The organism is Paenibacillus ehimensis NBRC 15659, assembly GCF_004000785.1.
Lineage (GTDB): Bacteria > Bacillota > Bacilli > Paenibacillales > NBRC-103111 > Paenibacillus_G > Paenibacillus_G ehimensis.
In genome coordinates this window covers 21822-45729 of record NZ_BILX01000022.1, presented here as the reverse complement: position 1 = coordinate 45729, position 23908 = coordinate 21822, and the positions used below count along the sequence as shown (strand labels likewise).

The 23908-nt window shown below is 54.7% G+C and carries 19 protein-coding genes and 1 pseudogene; 6 read left to right on the top strand and 14 right to left on the bottom strand.

The window, feature by feature from the left end:
• Window positions 1-18: 18 nt before the first annotated feature.
• A complete protein-coding gene (locus PEH01S_RS14775; protein WP_127486318.1) occupies window positions 19-2721 on the bottom strand; it encodes an endonuclease in 2703 nt (900 codons plus the stop codon).
• 51 nt (window positions 2722-2772) lie between these two features.
• Window positions 2773-3588 carry an SDR family oxidoreductase gene (locus PEH01S_RS14770; protein WP_127486316.1) on the bottom strand — a complete coding sequence of 272 codons (816 nt, stop codon included), beginning with the start codon at window positions 3586-3588 and terminating at the stop codon, window positions 2773-2775.
• A 165-nt stretch (window positions 3589-3753) separates the two neighbouring features.
• Between PEH01S_RS14770 and udk the strand changes: the two genes are divergently transcribed.
• Complete coding sequence (gene udk, locus PEH01S_RS14765) at window positions 3754-4368, top strand: uridine kinase (RefSeq protein WP_025845786.1); 615 nt, start codon at window positions 3754-3756, stop codon at window positions 4366-4368.
• A 10-nt stretch (window positions 4369-4378) separates the two neighbouring features.
• Here the strand turns inward: udk and PEH01S_RS14760 are convergent, their stop codons facing one another.
• From PEH01S_RS14760 to PEH01S_RS14740, 5 genes are all read right to left on the bottom strand, one after another.
• Complete coding sequence (locus PEH01S_RS14760) at window positions 4379-5107, bottom strand: response regulator (RefSeq protein ID WP_036712635.1); 729 nt, start codon at window positions 5105-5107, stop codon at window positions 4379-4381.
• Window positions 5104-6714 carry an ATP-binding protein gene (locus PEH01S_RS14755; RefSeq protein ID WP_127486314.1) on the bottom strand — a complete coding sequence of 537 codons (1611 nt, stop codon included), beginning with the start codon at window positions 6712-6714 and terminating at the stop codon, window positions 5104-5106. The genes PEH01S_RS14760 and PEH01S_RS14755 overlap by 4 nt, the downstream gene beginning before the upstream one ends.
• A 111-nt stretch (window positions 6715-6825) precedes the next feature.
• The gene (locus PEH01S_RS14750; RefSeq protein WP_127486312.1) at window positions 6826-8352 is read right to left on the bottom strand and encodes a tripartite tricarboxylate transporter permease; all 1527 of its coding nucleotides are present in this window, start codon (window positions 8350-8352) and stop codon (window positions 6826-6828) included.
• A 55-nt stretch (window positions 8353-8407) separates the two neighbouring features.
• Complete coding sequence (locus PEH01S_RS14745; RefSeq protein WP_025845790.1) at window positions 8408-8875, bottom strand: tripartite tricarboxylate transporter TctB family protein; 468 nt, start codon at window positions 8873-8875, stop codon at window positions 8408-8410.
• Between the two features lie 19 nt (window positions 8876-8894).
• Entirely contained in the window at window positions 8895-9953 is a 1059-nt protein-coding gene (locus PEH01S_RS14740) for a tripartite tricarboxylate transporter substrate binding protein (RefSeq protein WP_127486310.1), read from the bottom strand.
• Between the two features lie 271 nt (window positions 9954-10224).
• Here PEH01S_RS14740 and PEH01S_RS14735 point away from each other — a divergent pair, with 271 nt between their 5' ends.
• Window positions 10225-10821, top strand: a complete 597-nt coding sequence (locus PEH01S_RS14735; RefSeq protein WP_025845794.1) for a TetR/AcrR family transcriptional regulator — start codon at window positions 10225-10227, stop codon at window positions 10819-10821.
• Window positions 10822-10890: 69 nt separating this feature from the next.
• Complete coding sequence (locus tag PEH01S_RS14730) at window positions 10891-12174, top strand: MFS transporter (protein ID WP_127486308.1); 1284 nt, start codon at window positions 10891-10893, stop codon at window positions 12172-12174.
• Window positions 12175-12298: 124 nt separating this feature from the next.
• Here PEH01S_RS14730 and abc-f read toward each other — a convergent pair whose 3' ends face one another.
• From abc-f to PEH01S_RS14710, 4 genes are all read right to left on the bottom strand, one after another.
• Entirely contained in the window at window positions 12299-14122 is a 1824-nt protein-coding gene (abc-f, locus tag PEH01S_RS14725) for a ribosomal protection-like ABC-F family protein (protein ID WP_127486306.1), read from the bottom strand.
• A gap of 345 nt (window positions 14123-14467) precedes the next feature.
• Window positions 14468-15868: an MATE family efflux transporter gene (locus tag PEH01S_RS14720; RefSeq protein ID WP_025845800.1), complete on the bottom strand. Its 1401-nt coding sequence runs from the start codon at window positions 15866-15868 to the stop codon at window positions 14468-14470.
• A 130-nt stretch (window positions 15869-15998) separates the two neighbouring features.
• A complete protein-coding gene (locus PEH01S_RS14715) occupies window positions 15999-17534 on the bottom strand; it encodes a flotillin family protein (RefSeq protein ID WP_127486304.1) in 1536 nt (511 codons plus the stop codon).
• A 24-nt stretch (window positions 17535-17558) separates the two neighbouring features.
• Window positions 17559-18092, bottom strand: a complete 534-nt coding sequence (locus PEH01S_RS14710; protein ID WP_025849531.1) for a hypothetical protein — start codon at window positions 18090-18092, stop codon at window positions 17559-17561.
• Between the two features lie 499 nt (window positions 18093-18591).
• Between PEH01S_RS14710 and PEH01S_RS34605 the strand changes: the two genes are divergently transcribed.
• The 3 genes and pseudogenes from PEH01S_RS34605 to PEH01S_RS14695 all read left to right on the top strand — a co-directional run bounded on the left by PEH01S_RS34605 (window position 18592) and on the right by PEH01S_RS14695 (window position 20045).
• Window positions 18592-18846: a hypothetical protein gene (locus PEH01S_RS34605; RefSeq protein WP_164827848.1), complete on the top strand. Its 255-nt coding sequence runs from the start codon at window positions 18592-18594 to the stop codon at window positions 18844-18846.
• 76 nt (window positions 18847-18922) lie between these two features.
• A pseudogene (locus PEH01S_RS14700) lies at window positions 18923-19587 on the top strand (transposase).
• Between the two features lie 92 nt (window positions 19588-19679).
• Window positions 19680-20045 carry a hypothetical protein gene (locus PEH01S_RS14695; protein ID WP_025849532.1) on the top strand — a complete coding sequence of 122 codons (366 nt, stop codon included), beginning with the start codon at window positions 19680-19682 and terminating at the stop codon, window positions 20043-20045.
• Window positions 20046-20381: 336 nt separating this feature from the next.
• Here PEH01S_RS14695 and PEH01S_RS14690 read toward each other — a convergent pair whose 3' ends face one another.
• The 3 genes from PEH01S_RS14690 to PEH01S_RS14680 all read right to left on the bottom strand — a co-directional run bounded on the left by PEH01S_RS14690 (window position 20382) and on the right by PEH01S_RS14680 (window position 23873).
• Complete coding sequence (locus tag PEH01S_RS14690) at window positions 20382-21191, bottom strand: hypothetical protein (protein ID WP_127486302.1); 810 nt, start codon at window positions 21189-21191, stop codon at window positions 20382-20384.
• Window positions 21192-21273: 82 nt separating this feature from the next.
• A complete protein-coding gene (locus PEH01S_RS14685; protein ID WP_025849534.1) occupies window positions 21274-21705 on the bottom strand; it encodes an RbsD/FucU family protein in 432 nt (143 codons plus the stop codon).
• A 131-nt stretch (window positions 21706-21836) separates the two neighbouring features.
• Window positions 21837-23873 carry a beta-galactosidase gene (locus PEH01S_RS14680; protein ID WP_127486300.1) on the bottom strand — a complete coding sequence of 679 codons (2037 nt, stop codon included), beginning with the start codon at window positions 23871-23873 and terminating at the stop codon, window positions 21837-21839.
• Window positions 23874-23908 lie beyond the last annotated feature (35 nt).

Below are 23908 nucleotides of genomic sequence, written 5' to 3'. Positions count from 1 at the left end.
CTGTCCGGCCGGTGCGGCTTAGAGCCCCAGCTCGAAACGGATTCGATCCGCCGCTTCGGGAAAGTCGATGAGGGGATTGCGGTTTCCTTGCAGCTCAAATATCGCCCGATTCCGGTGCTTCTCATGCATCGTCACCGGATGCTCCCTATGCCATGAAAGCAGCATCTCGATATCGATCCGTATCCGTTGGTTCCCGTTGATTTTCCCGGGGTAGCGGAGCAGAAAATAGAGCACGGCTCTCGCCGCCTCGCCTTTTCCGTTTTCCGGCTCGAATTTGATCGTTCCGCCTCTTTTGCCGCATTCGTTTCGAATCGTTTCTTGATACGCTTCGGGCGTGTAGTCGGCAAAATCGAAATACGGCACGTTTCCTCGAAAGCTGTTGCAATCCGCTTCACAGACGAACAGGTGGTGCATATCGCCGAGCATAGGGTTTCGTTTGCCGAACCAGGACTGAGGAACGACATGCTCAACGTTAAATTGGAATTTTTCGTCCAACATGTGCTGCAGCTCTTCGGCATTCATCCGTTCCAAATGAGGCAATGCTTCAAGAAACTCCCTCTTCTGTTGTTCGAATACATAGTCTTCGCGAATCAAACGCTCGGGATCCAGATCCCGGCTGGAATAGAGACTCCGAAGCTTTCCGTCCTCTCTTAAATCGACCCAGGAATACAGCTCGGACCGGCTTCGGTCGTAAGCTAAAACGTTCGTATGCGAGTGAAGCAGAAGACGATGAAGATCCCGGAACAGCTCCTCCCCGCTCCCGGACCGCAGGTTGACGGAACGGTAATAATCTACGATGCTCAGCCTGTCTTTCTCTTCGTCATAGTAAATCCGTTCGTTTTCCAGGTGACTGCGGTTCAGCTCCAGTTTAAGCATCGTCCGCTCAAGCGTGCTGCCGGCCATGAATTGAACGCTTGGCAACCGCGGGAGCAAGCCCGGCAAAGCCAGCGCTTCCTCGTCCCGATAAATCACCCTAAGAACCAGAGGAGCGTGGTCGGATATATCTTTTACAAACTGCTGCACGCTTTGGTCCAGTCTGACGATAGCCGCATCATCCTGCTGAATGGACCCGACATTCATATCCCGGCTCACGATGATATGGTCGATTAAGGAAAACGGATCTTCCAGATAAGAAATGTGACCGGCATCCGCATCGTCACGCGTTAACGTAACCAAGGACGGAGAATTCATAATCGGCGATAAAGAGACACTGCCCGCATCGTCGTTCAAATCGCCGCCAAGCACGATAGGAAGATGCCGAAACGCTTCGTCGCGCTTCAAATCCTCGATGATCACGGAGATGATTTCCGCCGCCAATTTGCGTCTTTCCGTGCTTTCGGGGTCCCTCATCGCTTTCAGATGAACGACGATCATAAGGAACTCGACATCCTTGCCTTCTTCCTTGATCGTACATTTAGCGAACAGCGGTTCCCGCTGCTGCGGAAAAGCAGGCTTGTTAGCAACGGTGGAATGAAGCAGATCGGAATATTTCCGGTTGATATCGTCTCTCAGCTCCACTACCGTCGTAGCCGTATCATACAGAACGGCTAGATCCTGATTGCCGGTCGAATCCAGGTAAACATATTTCATCACCGTGCCGTTGTGTTGTTTTATAGCTTCAATAAGACGGTCCAGCGCTCCTCTCTCAACTTCCACCAAGCCCAGAACGTCCATGGACAAATTTGCGACAACCCGTGCTACGTCTTTGATCCTTCGCCTATCCGAGGTGTTGTTAAAGTGCTCGATATTCCAAAACCCGATGTCGGCAAATCGCTTGTCTCCTTTGTAGGAAGGCACCTCAACTTCGAGCAGCGCTTCTTGACTATCGATCAACCCTGCCACATCGTAATAACCCAAATAAGGCGAGCGGTCCTCCAGCGTTCTCGTGATGCGGGCGGCTCCGGTATCTCCCCTGTGGGCCATTGAGATCAGCTTGCTCACAATAGCAGAAATGCGTACTCCTTCGTTAAGCGGCGTCGTTTCGTTCAAGCCGGCGCGGTGAAGGGCGACCAGCTCCCATTTATTATTGAATACGGCTGCGCCGGACGAGCCCGCTTCCGTATCCGTTGAATAATGAATGACTTTATCGTACACGTAGCTTACGGTATTATCCTGCAAGGCGATTTCTTTTTTCCGGCCTCTGGGGTGCTGAATAATGTTGACGTATTCGCCGCGCGTAATCGTGGTCGGACTTCTCAGCAGCTTAACCGGCGTGATTTGCTCAATTCCTGCGGACTCGCAAGCGACGATCGTAAAGTCCAGTTCCTTAACCGTTATGAACAACTCGCTCGGCTTCAGCTTGACCTTAATGACATTCTTGTTTTCTTCGTAATCGAATTCGATGAAGCTGAGTCCGGCCTCCTCGATATCATGAAGCACGTGATTGTTCGTCATGATCACTCCCCGATCGATAAGGAACCCTGTTCCCAACCCGGACGGAGTCATGATGCGGCCGACCGCCTTCGCTCTTTCCACCCCTTTGCTTAAAAAATCAACCGGCAGCAGATTACTGTCCCGGTTGATTTTCTCAAGCAGCCGCCGCTCGGTTTCTCTTCTCAGCTCTTCGTTGGTCGCCCATGCCTGTTCATCGGGCGTCAGATGTAAAACCGAAACGGCTCTCCGTTTTACCAAATCGCGAAAATCGTCAGACGACAAAGGCGCGATGTCAGGCAATGGGGAGAGCTTCTCCCTGGCGGCTTGCAGCTCGCTTTCTACGATCACTTGGTTACCTCCTTTGCGGTATTCGGGCTTTATCGTCCTGTCGCCAGAGCATCAAATCAACGACTCTGCCCCGTCAATGAAGATCTCCGTTCCGGTGATGTGGCTTGAAGCATCAGACGCCAGAAAAGCGACCAAATCCGCCACCTGCTCCGGTTGTCCGGGAGCGTGCTCCAAGGGCTGGCTGCCCTCCGGATATTCCACCTTGATCTTGACTTTCTCCAGCTCGGGCGACGGATGCGTGCTTTGATTAATGTGCGTTTTGATCGAACCCGGACAGACGGCGTTAACCCGGATTTTATAACGGGCAAGCTCAAGCGCCGCCATCTTTGCAAAAGCGATCTGGCCCGCCTTGGACGTGCTGTACGCCGACATCCCGATATTCGAGAAGACGCGGCTGCCGTTGATTGAGCTGGTCACGATGATGCTGCCGCCCTTCTGCTTCATATGAGGAATCGCATATTTCACCCACAGAAACGTCCCTTTCAAATTGACGAACAGCGTATGGTCCCAGTCTTCCGGCTTCATATCCTCGATCGGCGCCAGCACGCCGTTAATCCCCGCGTTGGCAAAGACGACGTCAAGCCGCCCCCATGTTCCCGCCGCCGTATCGATCGCTTGCTTCACCCGCAGCGGATCGGATACGTCCACGTCCACCGTGATCGCCTGCGCCTGCATGGCTGCCAGCTCCTGCTTGACCTGCTCCGTACGCTCGTTCAGCAGATCGAGCAGGCATACCTTCACTCCCTGCTTGGCCAGAGCCATGGCGGCGGCGCGGCCGATCCCGGAACCGGCGCCGGTCACGACCGCGACTTTGTCTTGCAGCCCCGGAAGCGTCGTGCCGGGTCGTTGCAAAGTCTGTACACTCATCCGTTCTCGCCCCTTTGTCTTGAACTATTCGGCAACAGCGTTATTTTGCCAAAAGCTCCGAAGAATATGTGACAGCATCCGACCGGACTCGTGTTCCAAGGGCATTTGTGCTACAATACTAAAATTGAAGTTTGATCTTACGCGGCAGGAGGCATTTTCCCCTTTATGTTAATCATCGGTATCGCAGGAGGCACAGGTTCGGGCAAAACGACGGTCGCACGCTCCGTCATCGACCGGCTCGGATCCGACAAAGTGACGTTTATTTCGCAGGACAATTATTACAAGGATCACTCGCATATATCCTTCACGGAACGGGAATCGATCAATTACGACCATCCGTTCGCCTTCGATAACGAGTTGCTGCTGGAGCATTTGAAGCAGCTTAAAAAACAAATGGTTGTGACTGCGCCCGTCTACGATTTTTCCAAGCATGCGCGTTCAACCACCCGCAACGTGGAACTGAAGCCGAACAAGATCGTCATTATCGAGGGGCTCCACGTGTTGTCGGACGAGCACCTGCGCGGCATTCTGGACATCAAGGTATTCGTGGACACCGATCCGGACGTACGGATTCTGCGCAGAGTGCTGCGCGATATCGAGGAGCGCGGACGGTCGATCCAATCCGTGTACGACCAATATTTGACGACGGTCAAGCCGATGCACGAAGCCTTCATCGAGCCGTCCAAAAAATATGCCGACCTCATCATCCCCGAAGGCGGGCACAATGAAGTCGGCATCCAGCTGCTGTCGATTTTGACGGAAAAGTATTTAATGGAATAAATTATTTATCTCATTTATTTTTCTGGAAGTATACCCGCTCCGGGCGGCCGACATCCCCGTAAGACAAATCGGCGCGAAGCTGCCCTTCCTCCGCCAGATGCTCCAGGTAGCGTCTGGCCGTAGAGCGGCTGACGCCGACCCGCTTCGCCGTTTCTTCCGCGGTAAGCGGCGCGTTCGCCTCGGAAATCGCTTGGACGATTTTATCCAGCGTCAGCTTGTCGATGCCCTTGGGCAGAGGAGCTCCCGGACCGGGGGCTTCTTTTTTTGCGCTGCCCTGGAGCAGCCGGTCGATCTCGTCCTGACTGATCGAAGCGTTAGCCTGACAAAGCTGCTTGATCGTCCGGTGAAACGATTCGTACCGCAGCAGCGTCTCCTGCATTCTGCTGAATAGCACCGGCTTCATGATGTAATCGAACACGCCGCCACGGATCGCTTCCCGCACGGCTTCGACCTCTTTGGCTGCGGTAATCATGATGACGTCCGCCTGCCGATGCTGCTGGCCGATCGTACGAAGCAGCTCAAGCCCGCTGGTCTCCGGAAAATAAATGTCGAGCAGCACCAGATCCGGCTCCAGCACGCTCATGAGCTCCAGCGCCTGCGGCTCGTCGGTCGCTATGCCGACAACGTCGAAGCCCGGCACTTTCTCAACGAAGCGCCGGTTAATCTCCGCGATCCGCTCATCGTCTTCGATGATCAGCACGCGGATCGACGGCGTTGTATTCGCAGCGTCAGCCTTCAAGTTTCTTCCCCTTTCTTCGGTTCTTCGATCCGTTTCGGAATGACAACCGAGAACACGGTACCGCCCTCTCCCGACGGTTCGTGCAGAATCCGGCCGCCGAGCTTATCCACGGCATGCTTGACCAACGCTAGCCCGATGCCCCGGTGCTCGCCCTCTTTGCTCGACACGCCTTTCTGGAAAATGTTCTCCGCCCATTCGTCCGGGATGCCGGGACCGTTGTCTTCGCATTCGATCATGAGATCTTCTCCGTAATCGCTCAGAAACAAGGTAACCTTCTTCTCCTCGGCGGCACAATAATCGAGCAGCGCTTCCATGGCATTGTCCGTTAAATTTCCGATGATGGTGACGAGAAGATCTCTGTCCACCCGGGCCGGCACATCCTTGAACGAGGTTTCGGGATCGATCTCGAGGTTGATTTTGAGCTCGTGGGCGCGATTATATTTGCCGATTAACAATCCTCCGATCACCGGATCGGGAATTTCCCGCATAATAAACTGAATGAAATTTTGATGCACGTCCGTTTCCTTGGAAATCATCTCGACGGCCTCTTGATACATTTCGAGCTGGATAAGCCCGGAGATGACGTACAGCTTATTGGAATATTCATGGGTCTGCGCCCGCAGCCCCTCGGCGAACCGCTTGACCTGGGACAGCTCCTCCGCGAGCCGGTACACCTCCGACTTGCTGCGGAAGCTGACTACGGCGCCGATGACTTCATTTTGCCTATTAAACACCGGCACCCGGTTCGCAACAACCTCCTGACCGTGCATAATCATCTCCACGTCGAATTCGGACCGGCCGGTGCGAATCACCGTGAGCAGCCGGGACTTCGGGACGATATCCCGGATCGGCTTGCCGATAAGCTCGGTATCATCGGGGAGCCCCAGAATGCGCAGCGTCTGTTGGTTCGCCAAGGTGATCAAGCCGTTGCGGTCCACCGCGAGTATCGCTTCGCGGATCGATTCGAGAATGGCTTTCTTCTCCATATACAGCGTTCCGATTTCTTCCGGCTCCAAACCGTGAATCGAACGGCGGACGCCTCTGGCAATCACCACGGCTCCCGCCATCGCTACGACAAGGGCAGCAAGGGAAATAAGCAAAATCCGCCACTGATACACATCGTCCCAACGGTTAATATCGTCCACTAGAAATCCCACCGATACGATGCCGATTACGTCCCCGTTCCCGGCCCGGACCGGCACCTTCCCGCGCAGCGAAGGCCCCATGGAGCCTTCGGCCTTGGAGATGATCGACTTCCCTTCAAGCACCGGACCGTTGTCGCCGCCGACCATTTCTTTGCCGATCCGCTCGGGCAGCGGATGGGAGTAGCGTATGCCTTCGCGGTTGCCGATGACCAAGTACAAAGCGCCTGTTTTCTCGCGAATTTGCTCGGCAAGCGGCTGAATAACGGACGACGGATCCGCAAGCTTGAACGCCTCCCGGATTTCGGGGATGGCCGCCACCGTCTCCGCCACCTTGAGCGCCCGGGTGCCGATCTGGTCTTCCATCATCGACGTCACCATATATTCGACCACGGCCGCCGCCACCGCAAGCACGGAAAAAAGGAGTGTACATATGAGCAAAATCAACTTCGTTTGTAAGCGCATAAATTCCCCCTTCTTCCTATAATACCATATCCTGTCCAACCGATATAAATCCCCGGGGGCCCAATAAACTGAACCTGCCCGGGGATTGTGTCGGAACGGATTCGCCCCGCCTTACGCTTCTTCGTTAACGATTACCTTTTTGCCGCGCAGCTTCATCACAAACGGAATGGCGAGCCACAGTACGGCGATAATCAGGAAGATCAAGGAAACCGGCTTCATGACGAAGATCGAAAAATCGCCGCTCGAAATCGTTAGCGCCCGCCGCATATTGTTTTCGATCATCGGTCCGAGAACCAGCCCGAGAACAAGGGGCGCAATCGGGTAGTCGTGTTTGGAAAGAAAATAGCCGGCAACCCCGCATGCAAGCAGCAGCAGCAAATGAAAGACGGACATCTGCACGGCATATACTCCGAAGATGGAGATCGTCACGATAATCGGAATCAAGTATTTCGCCGGCGTTTCGATAATTTTGGCAAACACCTTCACCAAAGGCATATTGAGCAGCAGCAGCATGACATTGCCGATAAACATGCTCGCGATGAGGCCCCAAGCGATGCCCGGATGATCCTCGAACAGAAGCGGACCCGGCTGCACGTTGTACATGATGAGTGCCCCCATGAGCACGGCGGTCGTGCCCGTTCCGGGAATGCCGAGCGTAAGCAGCGGAATCATGGCACCGCCGGAAGCGGCGTTATTGGCCGATTCCGGACCGGCGACGCCCTCGATGGCGCCCTTGCCGAATTTCTCCGGATGCTTGCTGATTTTTTTCTCCAGCAGGTACGAGAGGAATGAGGCCAAGGTCGCCCCGGAGCCGGGGACGATGCCTTTGAAGAAGCCTACGAGCGACCCGCGCACTATCGGCAGCGCGCTGTCCTTCAAGTCCTGCTTCGTCGGCAGGATACTGTTGATTTTGGCGATTTCGCCGGCGTCCGCATCCTTTTCAAGTATGGTCTTGAATACTTCTCCAAGGGCGAACATCCCGACGGCCACGGTCAAAAACTCGATGCCCTGATACAGCTCGGGGATGTCAAATGAAAAGCGTGCGACGCCGGATACCGCGTCAATCCCGATCGTCGCCAGCGCCAAGCCGAATACGGTCATCAGCAGCGCTTTCGTGATCGATTTCCCAGCCAGTCCGCTCAGCGCGCACAGTCCGAGCACCATGAGCGAAAATTCCTCGGCGGGGCCCATTTTGAGGGCCACGTTCGACAGCGGCTCGGCCAGGAGCACCAGTCCGATCAAGGAAATCAAGCCGGCGATGAAGGAGCCGATGGCCGCTATCGAGAGGGCCGCCCCCGCCCGGCCCTGCTTCGCCATCGGGTAACCGTCCAAGGCGGTGACGACGGAAGACGATTCGCCCGGCGTATTGAGCAGAATCGAGGTGGTCGAGCCGCCGTACATCGCTCCGTAATAGACGCCGGCCAGCAGGATGATCGAGCTGGTCGCGGCAGCCTCCGGCGGCAGTCCGCTGGTAAGCGAGGTGGTGACCGGGATCAGCAGAGCGACCCCGCTGATCGGCCCGATCCCCGGAAGGACACCGACCATCGTCCCGATCAAGACGCCGGCAAAGGCGAACAGCAAGTTGTACCATATCAGCGCCGTGGCAAATCCGCTGAGCAAATATTGTAACGTATCCATCTAAAGCGCTTCCCTCCCAAGCAGTCCGAACAATTGCCGATTCGCACGCTTTCGCTCAGAGGCCCAGCCAAGAAGGCAAGCCCGGCAAAGTGCCCTTCAGCAATTCGACATAGACATAGTAGACGCCGACGGAAAAGCCTGCGGAAATGACGGCCGAGTACAGCCATTTTCCCCGTTCCATCGTTTGAAAGCCAATCATCAGAAAGATGAATGTACTGATCACATAACCGATTTCTTCAAGCACCATGATATAGCCGATCGCCGAAACCAACATAACGAGAAACCGCTTATAATCCAGCTTCCCTCCACGGCCTTCCCCTTTGTCCGCTGCAGGGTATTTCAGTGTTTCGTAGAACAGCCTCAAGCTGATCAGCATCAGCAGAATGCCAAGGCCCAGCGGAAAGATGTTCGGCCCCACGTGGCTGCCGTAAGCGCTGCCGGAAATCGATAAACTGCCGAAAGCGAATGCCGTTCCGATCGCGAGAAAAACGCCGGACATCGTGCGGTCAAATGCTTTGCTCATCGGACCAACCTCCCTGTCCTTATTTCGCCATGCCGAGCGCCGTCAGCATGTCCTTGACCTGCGATTCCTGCTGGGCGAGGAACGCTTTGAAATCGGCCGCGTTCTTGTAATCTTTCTCCCATACATTCGCCTGAAGCTCTTTTTTCCAGACTTCGGAATCGGACATTTCTTTCAGCTTGGCATCCCAGAAGGCCAGCTCGTCCTTGCCCATTTCCTTCGGCCCGAAGATGCCGCGCCAAATCTTAAACTCGGCGTCGATTCCCTGCTCCTTGAGCGTCGGGACGTCCTTCAGCTCACCGGAGAGACGGCTCGGCGCGGTCACGGCAAGCACGCGCACTTTGCCCGCTTTGACATACTCGCCTACGCTGGAAGCGTCGGTCGCAATCACGTCGGCATTGCCGCCGAGCAGCGAGGTCATCGCTTCGCCGCCGCCATCGTACGAAACGTACTTCACTTTCTTCGGATCGATTCCTGACTTGTAAGCCGGCAGCACGGCAATCAGATGATCCATCGAGCCCGGCGCGGAGCCTCCCGCAACCGTTACCTTCGTCGGATCGGTCTTCAGCGCTTCGATCACCGATTGCATATCTTTAAACTTCGAGTTTGCGCTGACAACGATCGCGCCATAGTCCTGGGTAAGCTGCGCCAGCGGCGTCGTATCCTTGTACCCGTACGGGCTGTTGCCTTCCTTCTTCAAGTTGTTGATCAGAATGGGGGGCGAGTTGACGAACAGCTTGTAATTGTCTTTCTTGTCCTTGGTCGCATATTCGGCCATGAAGACCGCTCCTCCGCCGCCCGGCTTGTTCTCCACGGTGAGCGGCTGACCGACCGCCTTGCTTTCGGCGAGCGTCTTGGCAATGGAACGCGCCGTCTTGTCCCAGCCGCCGCCTGCGCCGGACGGAGCGACGATGACAATGGGCTTCTCAGGGTACGACGATGATTTGCCGGAAGCGGCCGGCTTGGCTTCGTCATTCGATTTCGATGCGCTTCCGCCCGCTCCGCAAGCCGTCAGACCGAGGGCCAGAACGCCGGTCAGCGCGATTTTCCAAGATTTGCTCGATAGCGTCTTCAATATCATAAGTGAGGACCTCCGTTTTTGTTTTTGTTTTTGTTTGTAAACTATATTTTGATAGCGCTTTCTTGTCGATTGCTTCGTCATTGTAGCATTAAGCGCTTTCATGAGCCTAGCTTCTGCTCATAAGTTGAATAATTCGCATTGTGCGCATTTTGCTCATTCTGTTCGCGAAATGTTCATCGATTGGTTTCCCGCCGGCGGTCTTGCAATTTTGGTCCGCATCCGTTATTCTAATAATTAGACCGGACGGTCAGATTAATAAATGAGGTGCACGATGGCACGCAAACGTCCCGAAGAAGCGGAACAGACCCGCAAACATATACTCGCCACCGCCAAGGAGCTGTTTGTCCAAAAAGGCTACAGTGCCACGTCGATTGACGAAATTCGCGTGAAGTCCGGTATGAGCAAAGGCAGCATCTACTACCATTTCAAGAGCAAGGAATCGCTGTTCCTGAAACTACTGGATGAGAACATGCAGGAGTGGATTGATCAATGGAGTAAGCTATCCGCTTCCTTGACGACTGAAACCGAACGGCTGTACGCGCTGGCCGATCATTTTGCGCTCGATCTTCAAAATCCGCTCATGAAAGCGGCGGAGGAATTTTCCGGCAGTCAAACCGCCGATCCCGACATCTTGAATTATTTGGTGGCACTTGCCAAAACACCCCACCAGCATGTAAAGAACGTGCTGCAGGCCGGCATGGATAAGGGAGAATTCAAAAAAGACGATCCCGAGCAATTAACCTTCATCGTCATGGGAACGCTGGGCGGCTTGAGCGCTACTTATTACGAGAATTATACGATGGACCAATTGATTGCCATTCATCGCAAAGCGATCGATACGATTCTAAACGGAATTCGGCCTGACTAAGCAGTTTTCCGTTTTTTTTCGAGCCTTATTAAACCGGACGGTCAGTTTATTATGAAGGAGGATTTATCCATGAGTCATTCGTCTATCCCCCATAACCACCCGCCCTTATGGCGAAACCGCGTATTCCAGATTGTAGCTTTCGCCGACCTGCTGCAGCAGCTTGCGATTTGGACGCGCAATATTGCCCTGCTCTTTTATGTGATGGAGATGACGGGCAACGATCCGGTAGCCGTCTCTCTGCTCACGATGTTCGAATATTTACCGATCTTTATCTTTTCGTTCATCGGCGGCACCTTCGCAGATCGCTGGAACCCGAAGAAAACGGTCATCGCCGGAGACACCTTGAGCGCGGCTTCCATCGGAATCATCATGCTGTGCATGATGTCCGGCTTGTGGCAGGCCGTCTTCGTAGCGACGATCGTATCCGCAGTGGTCAGCCAGTTCTCGCAGCCCTCTTCCTCCATCCTGTTCAAAAAGCACGTTCCCGAGGAACAGGTCGGCTTGGCTGTCAGCATCACGCAAGGCTTGATGTCGATTTTCGTTATTGTCGGACCGATGATCGGCACGGCGATTTATACGACGCTGGGCATCCAATATTCGTTGTTCGTGCTGATGGGATTGTTTTTGTTCGCAGCGTTCATCCAGTTAGGGCTCCCGTCATCGGAGCGTTCCTTGGAAGCGGCTCAAAGCACGGTCGTTCAAGACATGGTCGAAGGCTTTCGCTACGTGAAGCAGAACCGGAATCTGGTCGTCATCGCCGCAATCTTCACGCTGATCGGGCTCGCTGTCGGGATTATCCAACCGCTCGACGTCTACATCCTGATCGAACGGCTCGGTCTGGACAAAGAGAATTTGCAATGGTTCTATGCCGTTTCCGGGATCGGAATGCTTCTCGGCGGGCTTCTCGCCGCAGCGCTTTCGTCCCGCATTCAACGGTTCGCGAAGACGGTTATGTTTCTTGGCCTGCTGATCCTGGCGGCTTCGATCGTTTTTGAAGTGCTGTCCCGGTGGGCGCTCGTCACGGCTTCCATGCGCTTTTTCGTCGGGATCACGGAAGCTTTCCTGCAAATCGTGCTCAGCACGTTCATGATTAAGCTGGTGCATGCCGATTACATCGGCCGAACGAACGGTATTCTGGCTCCCCTCATGACCGGAGGCGTCTTGATCGGCTCGGGAGCCGCGGGGCTGTTGATGAGCACGACCTCGTTGATGACGACGTTCTTCATCTCCGCCGCGCTTGTCGCTGCCGCCGCTTGCATCAGCCTGCGATTGTCGTTCCCTTCCGGCCTGAGCACGAACGAATCGGGAACGGAAGCGGGCCTGCCCAAGAAAGAGTCGCTGCCGACTGCGTAACTTAACTCCTGCATAGAGAACCGTTTCGAGGCGCCGCTAAAGACAGGCGATCCCGCAAATGTAATGAAAGATGCCTTTCAGGATGCGTGTATTCCGTCCCGAAAGGCATCTGTTTTTTAGCCTGCTAAGATTGCTTCAAGCTGATTAGCAGCGCGCGCAGCCGCTTGATGTCCGCCATTAACTGCTGCCGGTCCGCTTCAAGCTCCGGCTCCGGCTCTGCCATCAGCTGCGCAAGCTTAAGCTCCAATTGGCCGATTTCATTCTCCTGCCGCCGACGCTCCGCCGAGTAAGCGGCATCTCTCCGCTTCGCTACGTATTCGTCATACGTTCCCGGGAACGCTTTTGCCTCCTTGCCGTCCAAGATCAGCAGCCGGTTTGCGATGTTCCGCAGCAGGTAGCGATCGTGCGAAACAAGGACGAGCGCCCCTTGGTATTCGAGCAGCGCTTCCTCGACCTTCTCCCGTGTGTCGATATCCAAATAGTTCGTCGGCTCATCCAGGATAAGCAGATTGAACCCGCCAAAATACAGATGGAGAAACGCAACGCGGCACTTCTCGCCCATGCTCAAGTCGCCGATCCGTTTAAACACTTCGTCCCCGCTAAACAGGAAGCAGCCCAGAATCGTCCGCGCGTGGGACTGGGTCATCTCCGGCAGCCGCAGCAGACTATCCAGAATCGTCTCGTCCAGGTTCAACTGGTCGAGTTCCTGTGCGAAGTAACCGATTTTCGTTTGCGGATGATGCTTGACTTCACCCGAGCCCGGGGTTAAGCTCCCGGTCATGAGCCGCAGCAGCGTCGTTTTGCCTGCTCCGTTCGGTCCGATGACCGCGACCCGGTCCCCCCGGTTGACGTTCGCGTTCAAGCCCTGAAAGATCATTCTTCCGCCATCGTAGGCAAAGCGAACCTTCTCCATGCGCAGCAGCGTCTCGGCCGCGAACGGCCGGTCCTTTAGCTGCATCCGGAGGCTCCCTTCCTCGCGGGGCTTCCGCACCCGGTCGCGTTCGAGACGTTCGAGCGCCGCTTCCTTCGCCTTAAGCCGGGATACGTTCTTTTTCGCTTTCGAGCGTAAAAAATCGTTTTGTCCCGCAGCTTGATGCGCCTGATGAAACCACTGCTGGTAGCGACGGATGCTTTCCAGAAGCTTCTCCCTGGCCTGCTCTTGCTTTCTATACAGCGCTTCCTGCGACTGCCATTCGATGTCCTTCTGCTTCCGGTAATCCGAATAGCCTCCGGGATACATTCGGCCGCCCTGTCCGGTCAGCTCGTAAATGGCCGACGCCGTCCGGTCCAGAAAATACCGGTCGTGCGAAACGAACAGCACGGTGCCTGCGTACTGCCGCAGCCACTGCTCCATCCAGCTTAACGTTTCCTCGTCGAGATGGTTGGTCGGCTCGTCAAGCACAATGAATTTCGGCTCCCGAACCATCAGTCTCGCAAGCTGAGCTCTCGTTTTCTGTCCCCCGCTCAGACAATGAAAAGGCTGCTGCCATAAGCCCGGATCAAGCTTCACCCGCTGCAAGCATTTGTCCGCTTGAAGCTCCCAGTCGTAGCCGCCCTGCTGCATATAGCGTTCGTGCAGCTCTCCGTACCGGTTCAGCAGTTCCGCCGATTCCTCCCGACTCATCCGCCGCTGCAATTCCTCCAGCTCAAGCCTTAACGCATAGCGGCTCTCCGAGCCGGACAGCACGAAGTTCAGCACCGTCTGCTCCCGCACTCCTTCCGGATGCTGCTCTAACCATCCCCACTCCTCAAGGGGGAGATGCCGGTGTACGCTCCCGTGATCGAACGCCGTTTGGCCCAACAATCCCTTCAGAAGCGTCGTTTTCCCTGTTCCGTTCCGTCCGAAAATCGCGACGCGCTGCCCTTCGGCAATCTCGAAGGACACGTTCTCGAACAATACCAAGCCGTTCCATTCCTTGCGTAAATCCGTTGCTTTCACGATTAGCATTCAGCATTCCTCCGTTTCATGGCAACAAAAAAACCGCAGCCCGGGGCTTACGGTCGTATGCATGCAAAGGAGAGGATTAGAAGCGCAGGAGCATACGGAAAAAACTTCCGGCCCGGCAGCTTGCTAACCGTTCGTCGTTCTATCGAATGGACTCTCGTCGGCACACGTATCCCGTCCGTTTTCCCCGGGGAAAAACGATTGCATTCCTGCAAGTTGTTCATAGGATAACGTGTCATTACTTCATCGCCGCACAAGTCCTCCGATTTCGCAAGGTTAAGATGAGCTCACTTTACCATAACGTTCCGCCGCAATCCAAGGGAGAAATTCATTATACGAAAACTTTCATCACAGCTCCTCCGCCCGGCCCGGTTCCGGAGTCAGCATCTTCGCGCTGCGCCAGTTTCCCCACACGTAGTAAGCGACGGAAATCAAAATGCTAATGCAAAAGGCGATGGGAAAGCTCCACCATAGCGCTTCCAGCCCGAACGTATTTCCCAAATAATAAGCCACCGGCACCCGGATGCACCAGAGCGCCAGGAAGGTGGTCAACAGCGGCACCATAACCGCGCCCGTCGCACGAACGACGCCGGATACGACAAACGTGATCCCGAACAGGATAAACGCCCATAGCGTAATATGGTTGATATTCATGCCGATGGCGATTGCCGCCTCGTCCTGCAGAAACAGATGCAGCGCCTGCCGGTTGAATATATAAATCAGGCCGACAAGCGCACCCGTCATCACGATGTTGAATCCGATGCCGATCAGGGTCGTCTTATGCACCCGGTCCCATTTGCCCGCTCCGACATTCTGCGCAGCCAGGGTCGAGACGGCTCCGCCGATCGCCATCGCCGGCATTTGAACATAGCTTGAGAGCTGCATCGCTGCGCCGAACGCTGCGGTCGCAACCGAGCCGAAGCTGTTCACCAGGCTTACGACGGCAATGGCGCTGGTCGAGACGACCATCATTTGCAGGCCCATGGGCAGCCCTTTTCTAACCAGCGACACGATGATTTGCCGGTCCAGCCGAATATATCGCCGGTCCGCACGTGTCAGGCGCAAAAAATAGCGGGTCCGGTACAAATGGGCGATCAGCCCGACCAGACTTACCAGCTGCGCGATAACCGTAGCAACGGCCGCGCCGGCGGTTTCGAGCCGTGGAATCGGCCCCCATCCGAAGATGAACACGGGATTCAGCACGATATCGATCACAGTCGACAGCAGCAAGAAGTAGAACGGCGTCTTGGAGTCGCCCGCCCCCCGCATGATCATCATCACGAAATTGTAAAAGAACATGAACGGCACGCCGACAAAAATAATGCGCAAATACGCGATGGCATAAGGCATCGCATCTTTGGGCGTCTGCATCCATTCCAGAATCGTCGATGAGAAAACGAAGCCGATCACGGTGATGATCACCGCGAGAGTCATAAAAAACAGGGCGCTCGTACCGACAACGCGCTTGGCTTGCTCCTCATTTTGCGCGCCGATGCTTTGTCCGATCAAAATCGTGGAAGCCATCCCAATGCCGAACACAAGGCTAAGCAGGAAAAACATAATGTTGTTCGCGTTGGAGGTTGCGGCGAAAGCGCTCTCACCGAGATAATTGCCAACCCAGATCGAGTTGATCGTTCCATTCAACGATTGAAGGACGTTGCCCATCAGAACCGGCAGAGCGAACAGCAGCAGCTTTTTGGCTATGGGGCCTTCAGTCAAATTGGCGCTTGCAGCAATTGATTTAGACATGGTCATCCCTCCGGAGAAAAGAAAAGCGGCCCGGGAGGCCGCCCTCAATGCGCACACGTGAAACATGCCGCTTTCTCCATTATAATCCAGAACGGGCCGCGCGTAAATCAGATTGCGCGCCTAACCCCGCTTACGCTTCCGGCTTTGCCGTCGAATCGGCCGGAGCCGCCGGAACAAGCGCCGGTTGATTCGCTACGGAAGTCTGCTGACTCGTACGATTCGTCAAGCCTTTCACCAGCTTCTCCAAGTCCAGTCCGCTGACGCTCTTCAGCATTTCCGGCGCCGTCGCCATCAGCTGCGTTACGTAGTTGCTGACTCGCGCAGCGCCTTCGCCGTGACCGGTATCGACGACCGTCAGCTTGTCGATCGATTTGATCGGCTCGGCCACCTTGCCCGCCAGCTCCGGCAGCATCTTGACGATGATGTCGAGAACGGCCGCTTCGCCGAACTTCTCGAACGCCTCCGCGAGCTTCTGCTTTGCTTCCGCTTCGGCCAAGCCGCGCAGCCGGATCACCTCGGCCTCCGCCGTCCCTTTGGCCCGCTCGGCATCCGCAATCGCCAGGCCCTCAAGTCGCTTTTGCTCCGCCTGCGCTTTCGCTTCCGCTTCGATGCGGTACTGCATGGCGTCGGCTTGCGTGATCTGCTTCGCCTTCTCCGCTTCCGCCGCCTGAACGACCGCATACCGGTCGGCGTCCGCCTTCTTCTTCACCTCAGCGTCATATTGCTTCTCGCGGCGAAGAATCTCCTTCGCTTCGAGGTCGATTTCGCGCTCCTTCCGCACGAGCTCGACGCGCATCTGTTCCTCGACAACACTTTGCTTCGAACGCGCCTCCTGAATGTGGTAGGCCTGGTCCGCTTCCGCGCGGGCCATATCCTGCTCCTTCTTGAAGGCGGCTACCTTCAGTTCTTTTTCCTTCGAAGCCTCCGCGATGTTCGTGTCCCGCAGCAGCTCGGCCTTCTGCCCCTCTTCCTCGGCGCGCGCCTTCTGAATCCGCGCATCGCGGAGCGCTTCCGCTTCGGCGATCTCCGCGTCGCGCTTCACCGCGGCGATCCGCGGCTTCCCCAGCGCGTCCAGATAGCCCTGCTTGTCGCGAACGTCCTTGATCGTGAAGGAAACGATCTGCAGCCCCATTTTCTTCAAGTCCTTGGCTGCGACGCCCTGCACCTCCTGTGCGAAGCGGTCCCGGTTCCGGTACACCTCCTCCACCGTCATCGAGCCGAGAATGGCCCGCAGGTGGCCTTCCAGCACTTCCTGCGCCTCGCCTTTAAGCGCTTCCGTCGGCTTGCCCATAAACTGCTCCGCCGCGGTAGCAACGTCCTCGACAGAGCCGCCGATCTTGATGATCGCCACGCCGTCGGCAAGCACCGGCACCCCTTGCTCCGTATATACCTCGGGAGTCGAGACATCGAGCTTATGCGACAGCAGCGATAGAAACTCGGCCCGTTGGAAGACGGGGAGAATGAACGAACCGCCGCCGCGTACGATTTTGATTTTGCGTCCGCTGTCGTCCGTCATGACGTTTTTGCTGCCGAGAAACGAACCGGTCACGATCATCGCTTCGTCCGGACTGACCGTTTTGTACCGCGCCCAGAACGCCAGACCCAACACTACGATAACGGCAACGACAATTCCGGGAACCAACAAGGCATCGCTTATTCCATCCATCTGCACCGCTCCTTCGATAAGTAATTAATGATTGGAGTCCAGACAAGACACCAGCAGTGCGCCGTCCTTCACTTCCACGGTCACAACCTTAAGACCTGCCGCAATCTCCGTCCCGTCGAAGCTTTCCGCAATTTGATTCGTCACGCCGCCGCCGATCCGCATCACGACCTCGCCGCTGCCCCGCGCGGGAATCGGGACGGTCACCTCGCCGATGCGGCCGACCAAATCCTGCATCGAGAATGCGACAGAATTTTCGGTTCTCTCCATCGGCTTCACGTAGACAAAGTAAATGAGAACGGCAGATGCGGCAGCAGCCAGCAGGGATAGGACAAAGACCGCCCCCGCTACCAAAGACGTATAGCCCGTCAGCAGTACCCCGGCCCCGCCAAGCACCGTAATCGCGCTGAAGAGCACCATCGGCTGCAGCCAGTGAAGCACGTCGCCGGACATGAAATCGAACATCCCGTCCAGCGCGTTGCTGAGCAAGTCGCCGAGCAGCACCGTCACCAAGGCGAATAGGACGCCGGTAATCAGCAGCCCCCAATACACTCCAAGCATGTCCTTCCCTCCTGACCGTCTAGGGTTATGTACTCAAGTCGTAATACGCATCATACGTACAAAAGTTTCGTTTTTTGCCTCTATTTTCCTTATTATGCAAATAGAAATGAAGCACCGGAACCATCATGTTTATTTATCCTATCAATTTCTGTTCTATGGATTAAATAAGCCAACCTTTTGGGCCGACTCGTTTAACGGTTCAGATTTATACTATTTCTAACCAAAGGTGGGAATATAACGTCAGGAAAACTCCGACTCATGTAATGCCCAGAGAGAACTTAAGCACTTTTCGGCGCCCATATTTATTTGCCAGCTTCGCCATCCAAACGGAACTGAACACTCCCACGAGAAATACGATATAGATCCAGCCTACCAATACTTGACTGAGTGAATACGGTGGAGCAATCAGTACATACCCCATGCAATTAAACAAGGCAACGTTGCTGCCAAGAATGAGAAACCCAATAATGTACAATTTATGCAATCCAGGATTTTTCAGATGACTGACCAAGGATGCAAGCAGCTTGCCTACCTCCGGAGTACAGGGATTAAAATTTTGGGATTTTGGCAAACTTACAAAAAATTTCAGGCATCTCAGCAGGCTAATGATGCTGATCGCTCCCATTTCCACGTGCCAGTTAAATATATGATTTCAGGAATACTTTCCGCCCGCCAGCATCCCCTGGCCGATGCTGAAAGCCTTACGCTAGAGGAACTATCGGATGAATCGTTCATTTTGTTAAGGCTATGTTGAACTTCATTGTTGATATTCGAATATATCGAACGCTTGTTCTATAATAAGGGTAATCATTGGTTGGAACTGATGCCCTTTGGATTTGAGAGGATTGATTGAACTTGCTAAGGGTTTGGACAATCGGGATAAGCAACAGCTTATTCGCTTCTTGCAGTCGGAAATTAAAAGTGCGGCAGCTCCTACCCAGGTGATTGATGAAATTCAAGAACAAAAGCATAAAGACGGGCTGGTTTGCCCGCATTGCCATGGTCATACTTGTTGTTCGTTTCGGTAAGTACACAATTACAACGCGCACAGGAGCGGTCAAACGCCAACGTTATCGTTGCAAGTCTTGCATTCAAACGTTCAATGACCTGCCTCTGCAGCGGACGCGGCGACCTCATCTGTGGGTTCGCTTTATAGAACTGATAATTGAAGGATTTTCGCTGCGAAAATGCGCCGAACTGATGTATGATGAGGTTTCATTCGTGAGCCTCTTTTACTGGCGTCATAAGATTCTCGCTGCGCTAAAACAGATTCCGACCGAAGCATTCCAAGGTATAGTCGAAGGCGTTTACCATATCCAGAACGTCAACAGCTACCATAGCCGTCTGAAGAAATGGATGGACCGTTTCAACGGGGCGGCAACCAAATATTTGGAGCATTACCCGGCGTGGTTCCGCTATATCGACAGCAAGGAGTATGAGAATACAGCGTCGAATAAAAAAAACATGTTGGTGTCCTCATGCCTGTTTTCTGTGAAGGATACGAATGCCAGACTTCGACGGATGGCTTACTGTTGAGCTAATAGGCAATTTACTTTCGAAAAGGAATGAAGAAAGGACGGTACTAACATGAGGAACGTATCCAATCAAGATAAGTTAGAATCGATAAAATCTTTGCAATCTACAATCAGTAAACTCGAGAATGCCTTGTCACAGATGACTCATAATGGCGCCAATACTACTCTGGTGAAGAAACGACTCAAAGCAGTTCATATCGGCTTAACTATGCTAGAAAACGTTTGGAATCAAAGACCTCATCATTATACTCAGGAAGATTTAGCGGAAGCTCGTATTGTTATTACCGGGTTATTTCCATCAATAGAAAATAGTTATGCTAAGTCAAAGACTGGTAGTCCCCAAAGAACACTTTTGGAAAGAAGAATGAAAGCTTTGGAACTAGCTGTTCAAGCCATTGACGAGTTTTCAACTAAATAAACTATAATTCTAACGGGAAACGATAGCTTAATAAACCGCCTTTTACGGGGCGGTTATATTTTAGGTTGAAAATCAACATTAAGAATTAACATAGCCTTTGTTAAAGAAGGGATATGCGCTTCGCGAAGCCACGGAACGGTTGTTCAAGAGCATTGGAATCAGTCCAAAAATTGCGTTTCGCTTTCCTCTTGATATTCACCTTATGTCAACTGGGTAATAGACAAGGAAAACCGGTTCTTTCACGTACAAAGAACCGATTAATTTAAGTTACTTATTTTTTAACGGTTTCTTCTCGCCACAAGTTCTTGTCATCCGACATCATTCCCACGGCCGTCTTTACTTTGCCCTGAGCGCTAACATCTGATAGACCTCCCGGGAGTCGCCCTTGAGACGGACTTGTCCGTTCTGCATCTGCGAAGAGCCGTCACCATCCAGAAATATGCCGTCCACCAGCTGTCCCGGCACAATCGTCTCAAGCACCGCCCGGCGGAATTGCTCAACGGTGCACGGCTTGTCCGACACGAGAAGCCACAGGTTCTGCTGCCGGTCGAATACCGCTCCCGAGCGCAGTCTTGGCTCGTCGAACGCCGGCATATCCTCCTTCTTCGCCTGCTCGATCCAGCGCTCCTCCGCCCCGAGAGACATGCTGACCCCGCCTTGCGCCCAGTAGCGGTTCGGATCGGTCATTTTCAGCTCCCCGGCCTCCTGCGCCACCTGCACGGAGAACGACCGCGCCACCTCGTCCCAGACGAGCGTCCCTTTCGGGTAATCGATGTTATACCAGCCCGAGCCGTAATCGTGGGGCTCGCCCTTCAGCGGCTTGCCGTTGACAACCGCAATGCTGAGCAGGTCGCCGTTCCAGAAAAAGCCTCCGTTAATCCCGTAATCGGCCGTTGCCGTCACGTTGGTCACGATGTGCTTCAGCTCGATATTGTCAGGCGCCGTCCGCATCGCATGCAGCTTTACCCCGTTCGCCGCCGCATAGGTGGAATATGTATAATGGACGGGAAGCGGCTTCTCCCGGGGGGTTGTCCAATACGCGGACAAAATGACGGCAATTAAATTGCCAAGCAAAAATCCCGCAAGCAAAAGCTGCAGCTGACGTTCGTTTCCGCGGGCCAGACGGTTTCTAAGAACGGCTATCATCGGCGCATCCCCATTTCATCGGAAATCATAGATAGATTCGTAGTCTTAATCTATGAGATTCAGGGACGGATTATGATTGGCGTTACGGCTTGACGACGCCTTTTTTGAGCACGATGTTCGCATATAACGCCCCTTCGCCCGTCGCGACGACGGCATACGCTTGCCTGGCGCGCTCATAGAACGCAAACCGCTCCACAAACGCAGGCTCGGCGGCTTCGGGCGCGTGCTTCTTGACAATCGCACGATATTCGTCCCAGATGACCGGCTTCACCGGATCGCCCGGAACGACGGCCATTAAGGCAACCGAATGCTCCGCATAAGCATCCAATGGAAAAAAGGTCAATATCCCCTCGAGCAGCTGGGGAATGCCGTGTCCGTCACAGCGGACCAAACGCTGAGCGTGGCTCGCCGCCGGAAAATTGCCGTCGGCCAGCACCAGTTCGTCACCGTGTCCCATTTCCATCATAATTTTGAACAATTCGGGAGAAAGAATCGAAGGAATGCCTTTTAACATGTCCGTACCTCCAAGGGCTAGTCTCGCGCCGCCGTATCGCAGCGTTCAAGCTAATCCTAGGGCAGCGGACCAGTTTTTGTCAACAACTCCGGGTCATGAGCCGATTTATGAATCAGGCAACAGGCTAGCCGCTAATGGACGGACAGCTTCTGCAGAATCCGGACTCCGTGGGCCGGTACCTCGCATGTAACCCGCTGCTCCCGACCTGTCAGCAAATCGATATAGACCGCGTCGCCCAGCGGCACGGCTGCACTTTCGGCCGTATGGTTGAGCACGAAGGTAACCTCCTGCCCATCCTTTACACGCCGAACGGTCTCCACGCCGCAAGGAGCGTTCAGGACCGCCTCGATGCCGTGCTCGTCGCAGATCGTCCGCATCAGATCCTGGAGGAACCTCGCTTCCGGACTGGACGCCACATACCAGGCCTTGCCCTTACCGAAGCGGTTCACCGTTAACGAGGGCATGCCCCGGTAGTAATCGGAGCCATATTCGGCAACGACCTCGGCGCCTTCGGCATGAATCACATCGCACAGGATGCCGCAGTTGTAGGAGCCCTCCAAATGCCCGCGCGGACTGCGCATCACCATTTGGTTATGCCGGTCCGGAAGCAAAGCGTCGATTTCCTCGGCCCAGATTCCCGTCACCTTGCGCAGCTTGCCCGGATAGCCGCCCAATGTAACGAGGTCGTGCTCGTTGACGATGCCGCTGAAAAAAGTGGTCACGAACGTGCCGCCCCGCGATACAAACACCTCCACCCGCTCGGCGAAACCCGGCTTCACCATATACATAACCGGTGCAATGACGACCTCGTACCGTTCCAGATGCTCCTCCACGCCGATCATATCCGTCTGGATATGAAGCCGGTGCAGCGCATCGTAATATTTGTGAACCTCCTCCACATAGTTAAGCGCAACGCTCGGACCGCTGGACAGCTCGATGCCCCACCGGTTTTCCCAATCGAAAATAATCGCCACCTTCGCATCGGAGCGCGCGTCCAGAAGCCGATCTCCAAGCAGCTGCAGCTCTTTGCCCAGCTCCGCGCATTCGCGGAAGACTCGGGTATGCTCATGTCCCACATGCTCAATGACCGCCCCGTGGTATTTCTCGCATGCGCCGATCGAACGGCGAAGCTGGAAGAACATCACCGTATCGGCTCCGTGAGCGACGGCCTGATAGCTCCACAGCCGCATGACGCCGGGGCGCTTCGCCGAGTTGTAGGGCTGCCAGTTCTGGACGCTCGGCGTCTGCTCCATCAGCATAAACGGCTGCCCGTTCTTCAAGCCGCGCATAAGCGCATGCGTCATCGCCGTTTGGCTGAACGGCGTTTCCAGGGAAGGATAATTATCCCAGGAAACAACATCCATTTCTTTGGCCCACTTGAAATAGTCCAGCTCCGGATAAAAGCCCATCAGATTCGTGGTCACCGGGATGTCCGGGGTGAATCGCTTTAACTCGTCCCGCTCCAGCTTGTAGCACTCCAGCAGACTGTCGGACTGAAAGCGCCGGTAATCCAAGGAAATGCCTTGGAAGTTCGTCCGGCTGCCGCCCCACTCCTCACTCAGGGCATTCGGAACGACAATATCCTCCCAGTCGTAAAAGTGGTGACTCCAGAAGCGGGTATTCCATGCTTTGTTGAGGGCATCCAGCGACCCATACTGTTCCCGTAGCCATGCCCTGAACGCCGCAGCGCAGTTATCGCAATAGCAATAGCCGCCGTATTCGTTGGACACATGCCAGATCAGCACGGCCGGATGGTCCTTGTACCGCTCGGCCAGCCTGCCTGCCATCCGCTTCGCGTATTTGCGGTAAGTCGGGCTGTTCGGACAGGAGTTGTGCCTGCCGCCGAACTTTCGTTTCCGCCCCTCGTAATCGACACGCAAAATGTCCGGATACTTCCGCGCCATCCAGGCCGGGTGTGCGCCTGTACTGGTTGCCAGACAGACGTAAACGCCATTGCGGTACAGCCTGTCGATCGTCTCATCCAGCCAGGCGAAATGGTAGGTGTCCTCATTCGGCTGGTTCAAAGCCCACGAGAACACGTTTACGGTAGCAACGTCAATGCCGGCCAGCTTGAACAGCCGGTCGTCCTCCTTCCAGATTTCCTCGTCCCACTGCTCCGGGTTATAGTCCCCGCCGTACCATAGTTTCGGCAATTTAGTATTGATCATGTGCGTTCATCGCTTCCTTCTTGTGTTATTGGTAT

Bases quoted from the DNA above. Each gene is read 5' to 3' on its own strand.
- PEH01S_RS14745 (WP_025845790.1), bottom strand. From the start codon at position 8,875: ATGAGCAAAGCATTTGACCGCACGATGTCCGGCGTTTTTCTCGCGATC.
- PEH01S_RS14735 (WP_025845794.1), top strand. From the start codon at position 10,225: ATGGCACGCAAACGTCCCGAAGAAGCGGAACAGACCCGCAAACATATA.
- PEH01S_RS14740 (WP_127486310.1), bottom strand. From the start codon at position 9,953: ATGATATTGAAGACGCTATCGAGCAAATCTTGGAAAATCGCGCTGACC.
- abc-f (WP_127486306.1), bottom strand. From the start codon at position 14,122: ATGCTAATCGTGAAAGCAACGGATTTACGCAAGGAATGGAACGGCTTG.
- PEH01S_RS14715 (WP_127486304.1), bottom strand. From the start codon at position 17,534: ATGGATGGAATAAGCGATGCCTTGTTGGTTCCCGGAATTGTCGTTGCC.
- PEH01S_RS14695 (WP_025849532.1), top strand. From the start codon at position 19,680: ATGAGGAACGTATCCAATCAAGATAAGTTAGAATCGATAAAATCTTTG.
- PEH01S_RS14710 (WP_025849531.1), bottom strand. From the start codon at position 18,092: ATGCTTGGAGTGTATTGGGGGCTGCTGATTACCGGCGTCCTATTCGCC.
- PEH01S_RS14730 (WP_127486308.1), top strand. From the start codon at position 10,891: ATGAGTCATTCGTCTATCCCCCATAACCACCCGCCCTTATGGCGAAAC.
- udk (WP_025845786.1), top strand. From the start codon at position 3,754: ATGTTAATCATCGGTATCGCAGGAGGCACAGGTTCGGGCAAAACGACG.
- PEH01S_RS34605 (WP_164827848.1), top strand. From the start codon at position 18,592: ATGACTGACCAAGGATGCAAGCAGCTTGCCTACCTCCGGAGTACAGGG.
- PEH01S_RS14720 (WP_025845800.1), bottom strand. From the start codon at position 15,868: ATGTCTAAATCAATTGCTGCAAGCGCCAATTTGACTGAAGGCCCCATA.
- PEH01S_RS14685 (WP_025849534.1), bottom strand. From the start codon at position 21,705: ATGTTAAAAGGCATTCCTTCGATTCTTTCTCCCGAATTGTTCAAAATT.
- PEH01S_RS14690 (WP_127486302.1), bottom strand. From the start codon at position 21,191: ATGATAGCCGTTCTTAGAAACCGTCTGGCCCGCGGAAACGAACGTCAG.
- PEH01S_RS14770 (WP_127486316.1), bottom strand. From the start codon at position 3,588: ATGAGTGTACAGACTTTGCAACGACCCGGCACGACGCTTCCGGGGCTG.
- PEH01S_RS14755 (WP_127486314.1), bottom strand. From the start codon at position 6,714: ATGCGCTTACAAACGAAGTTGATTTTGCTCATATGTACACTCCTTTTT.
- PEH01S_RS14680 (WP_127486300.1), bottom strand. From the start codon at position 23,873: ATGATCAATACTAAATTGCCGAAACTATGGTACGGCGGGGACTATAAC.
- PEH01S_RS14750 (WP_127486312.1), bottom strand. From the start codon at position 8,352: ATGGATACGTTACAATATTTGCTCAGCGGATTTGCCACGGCGCTGATA.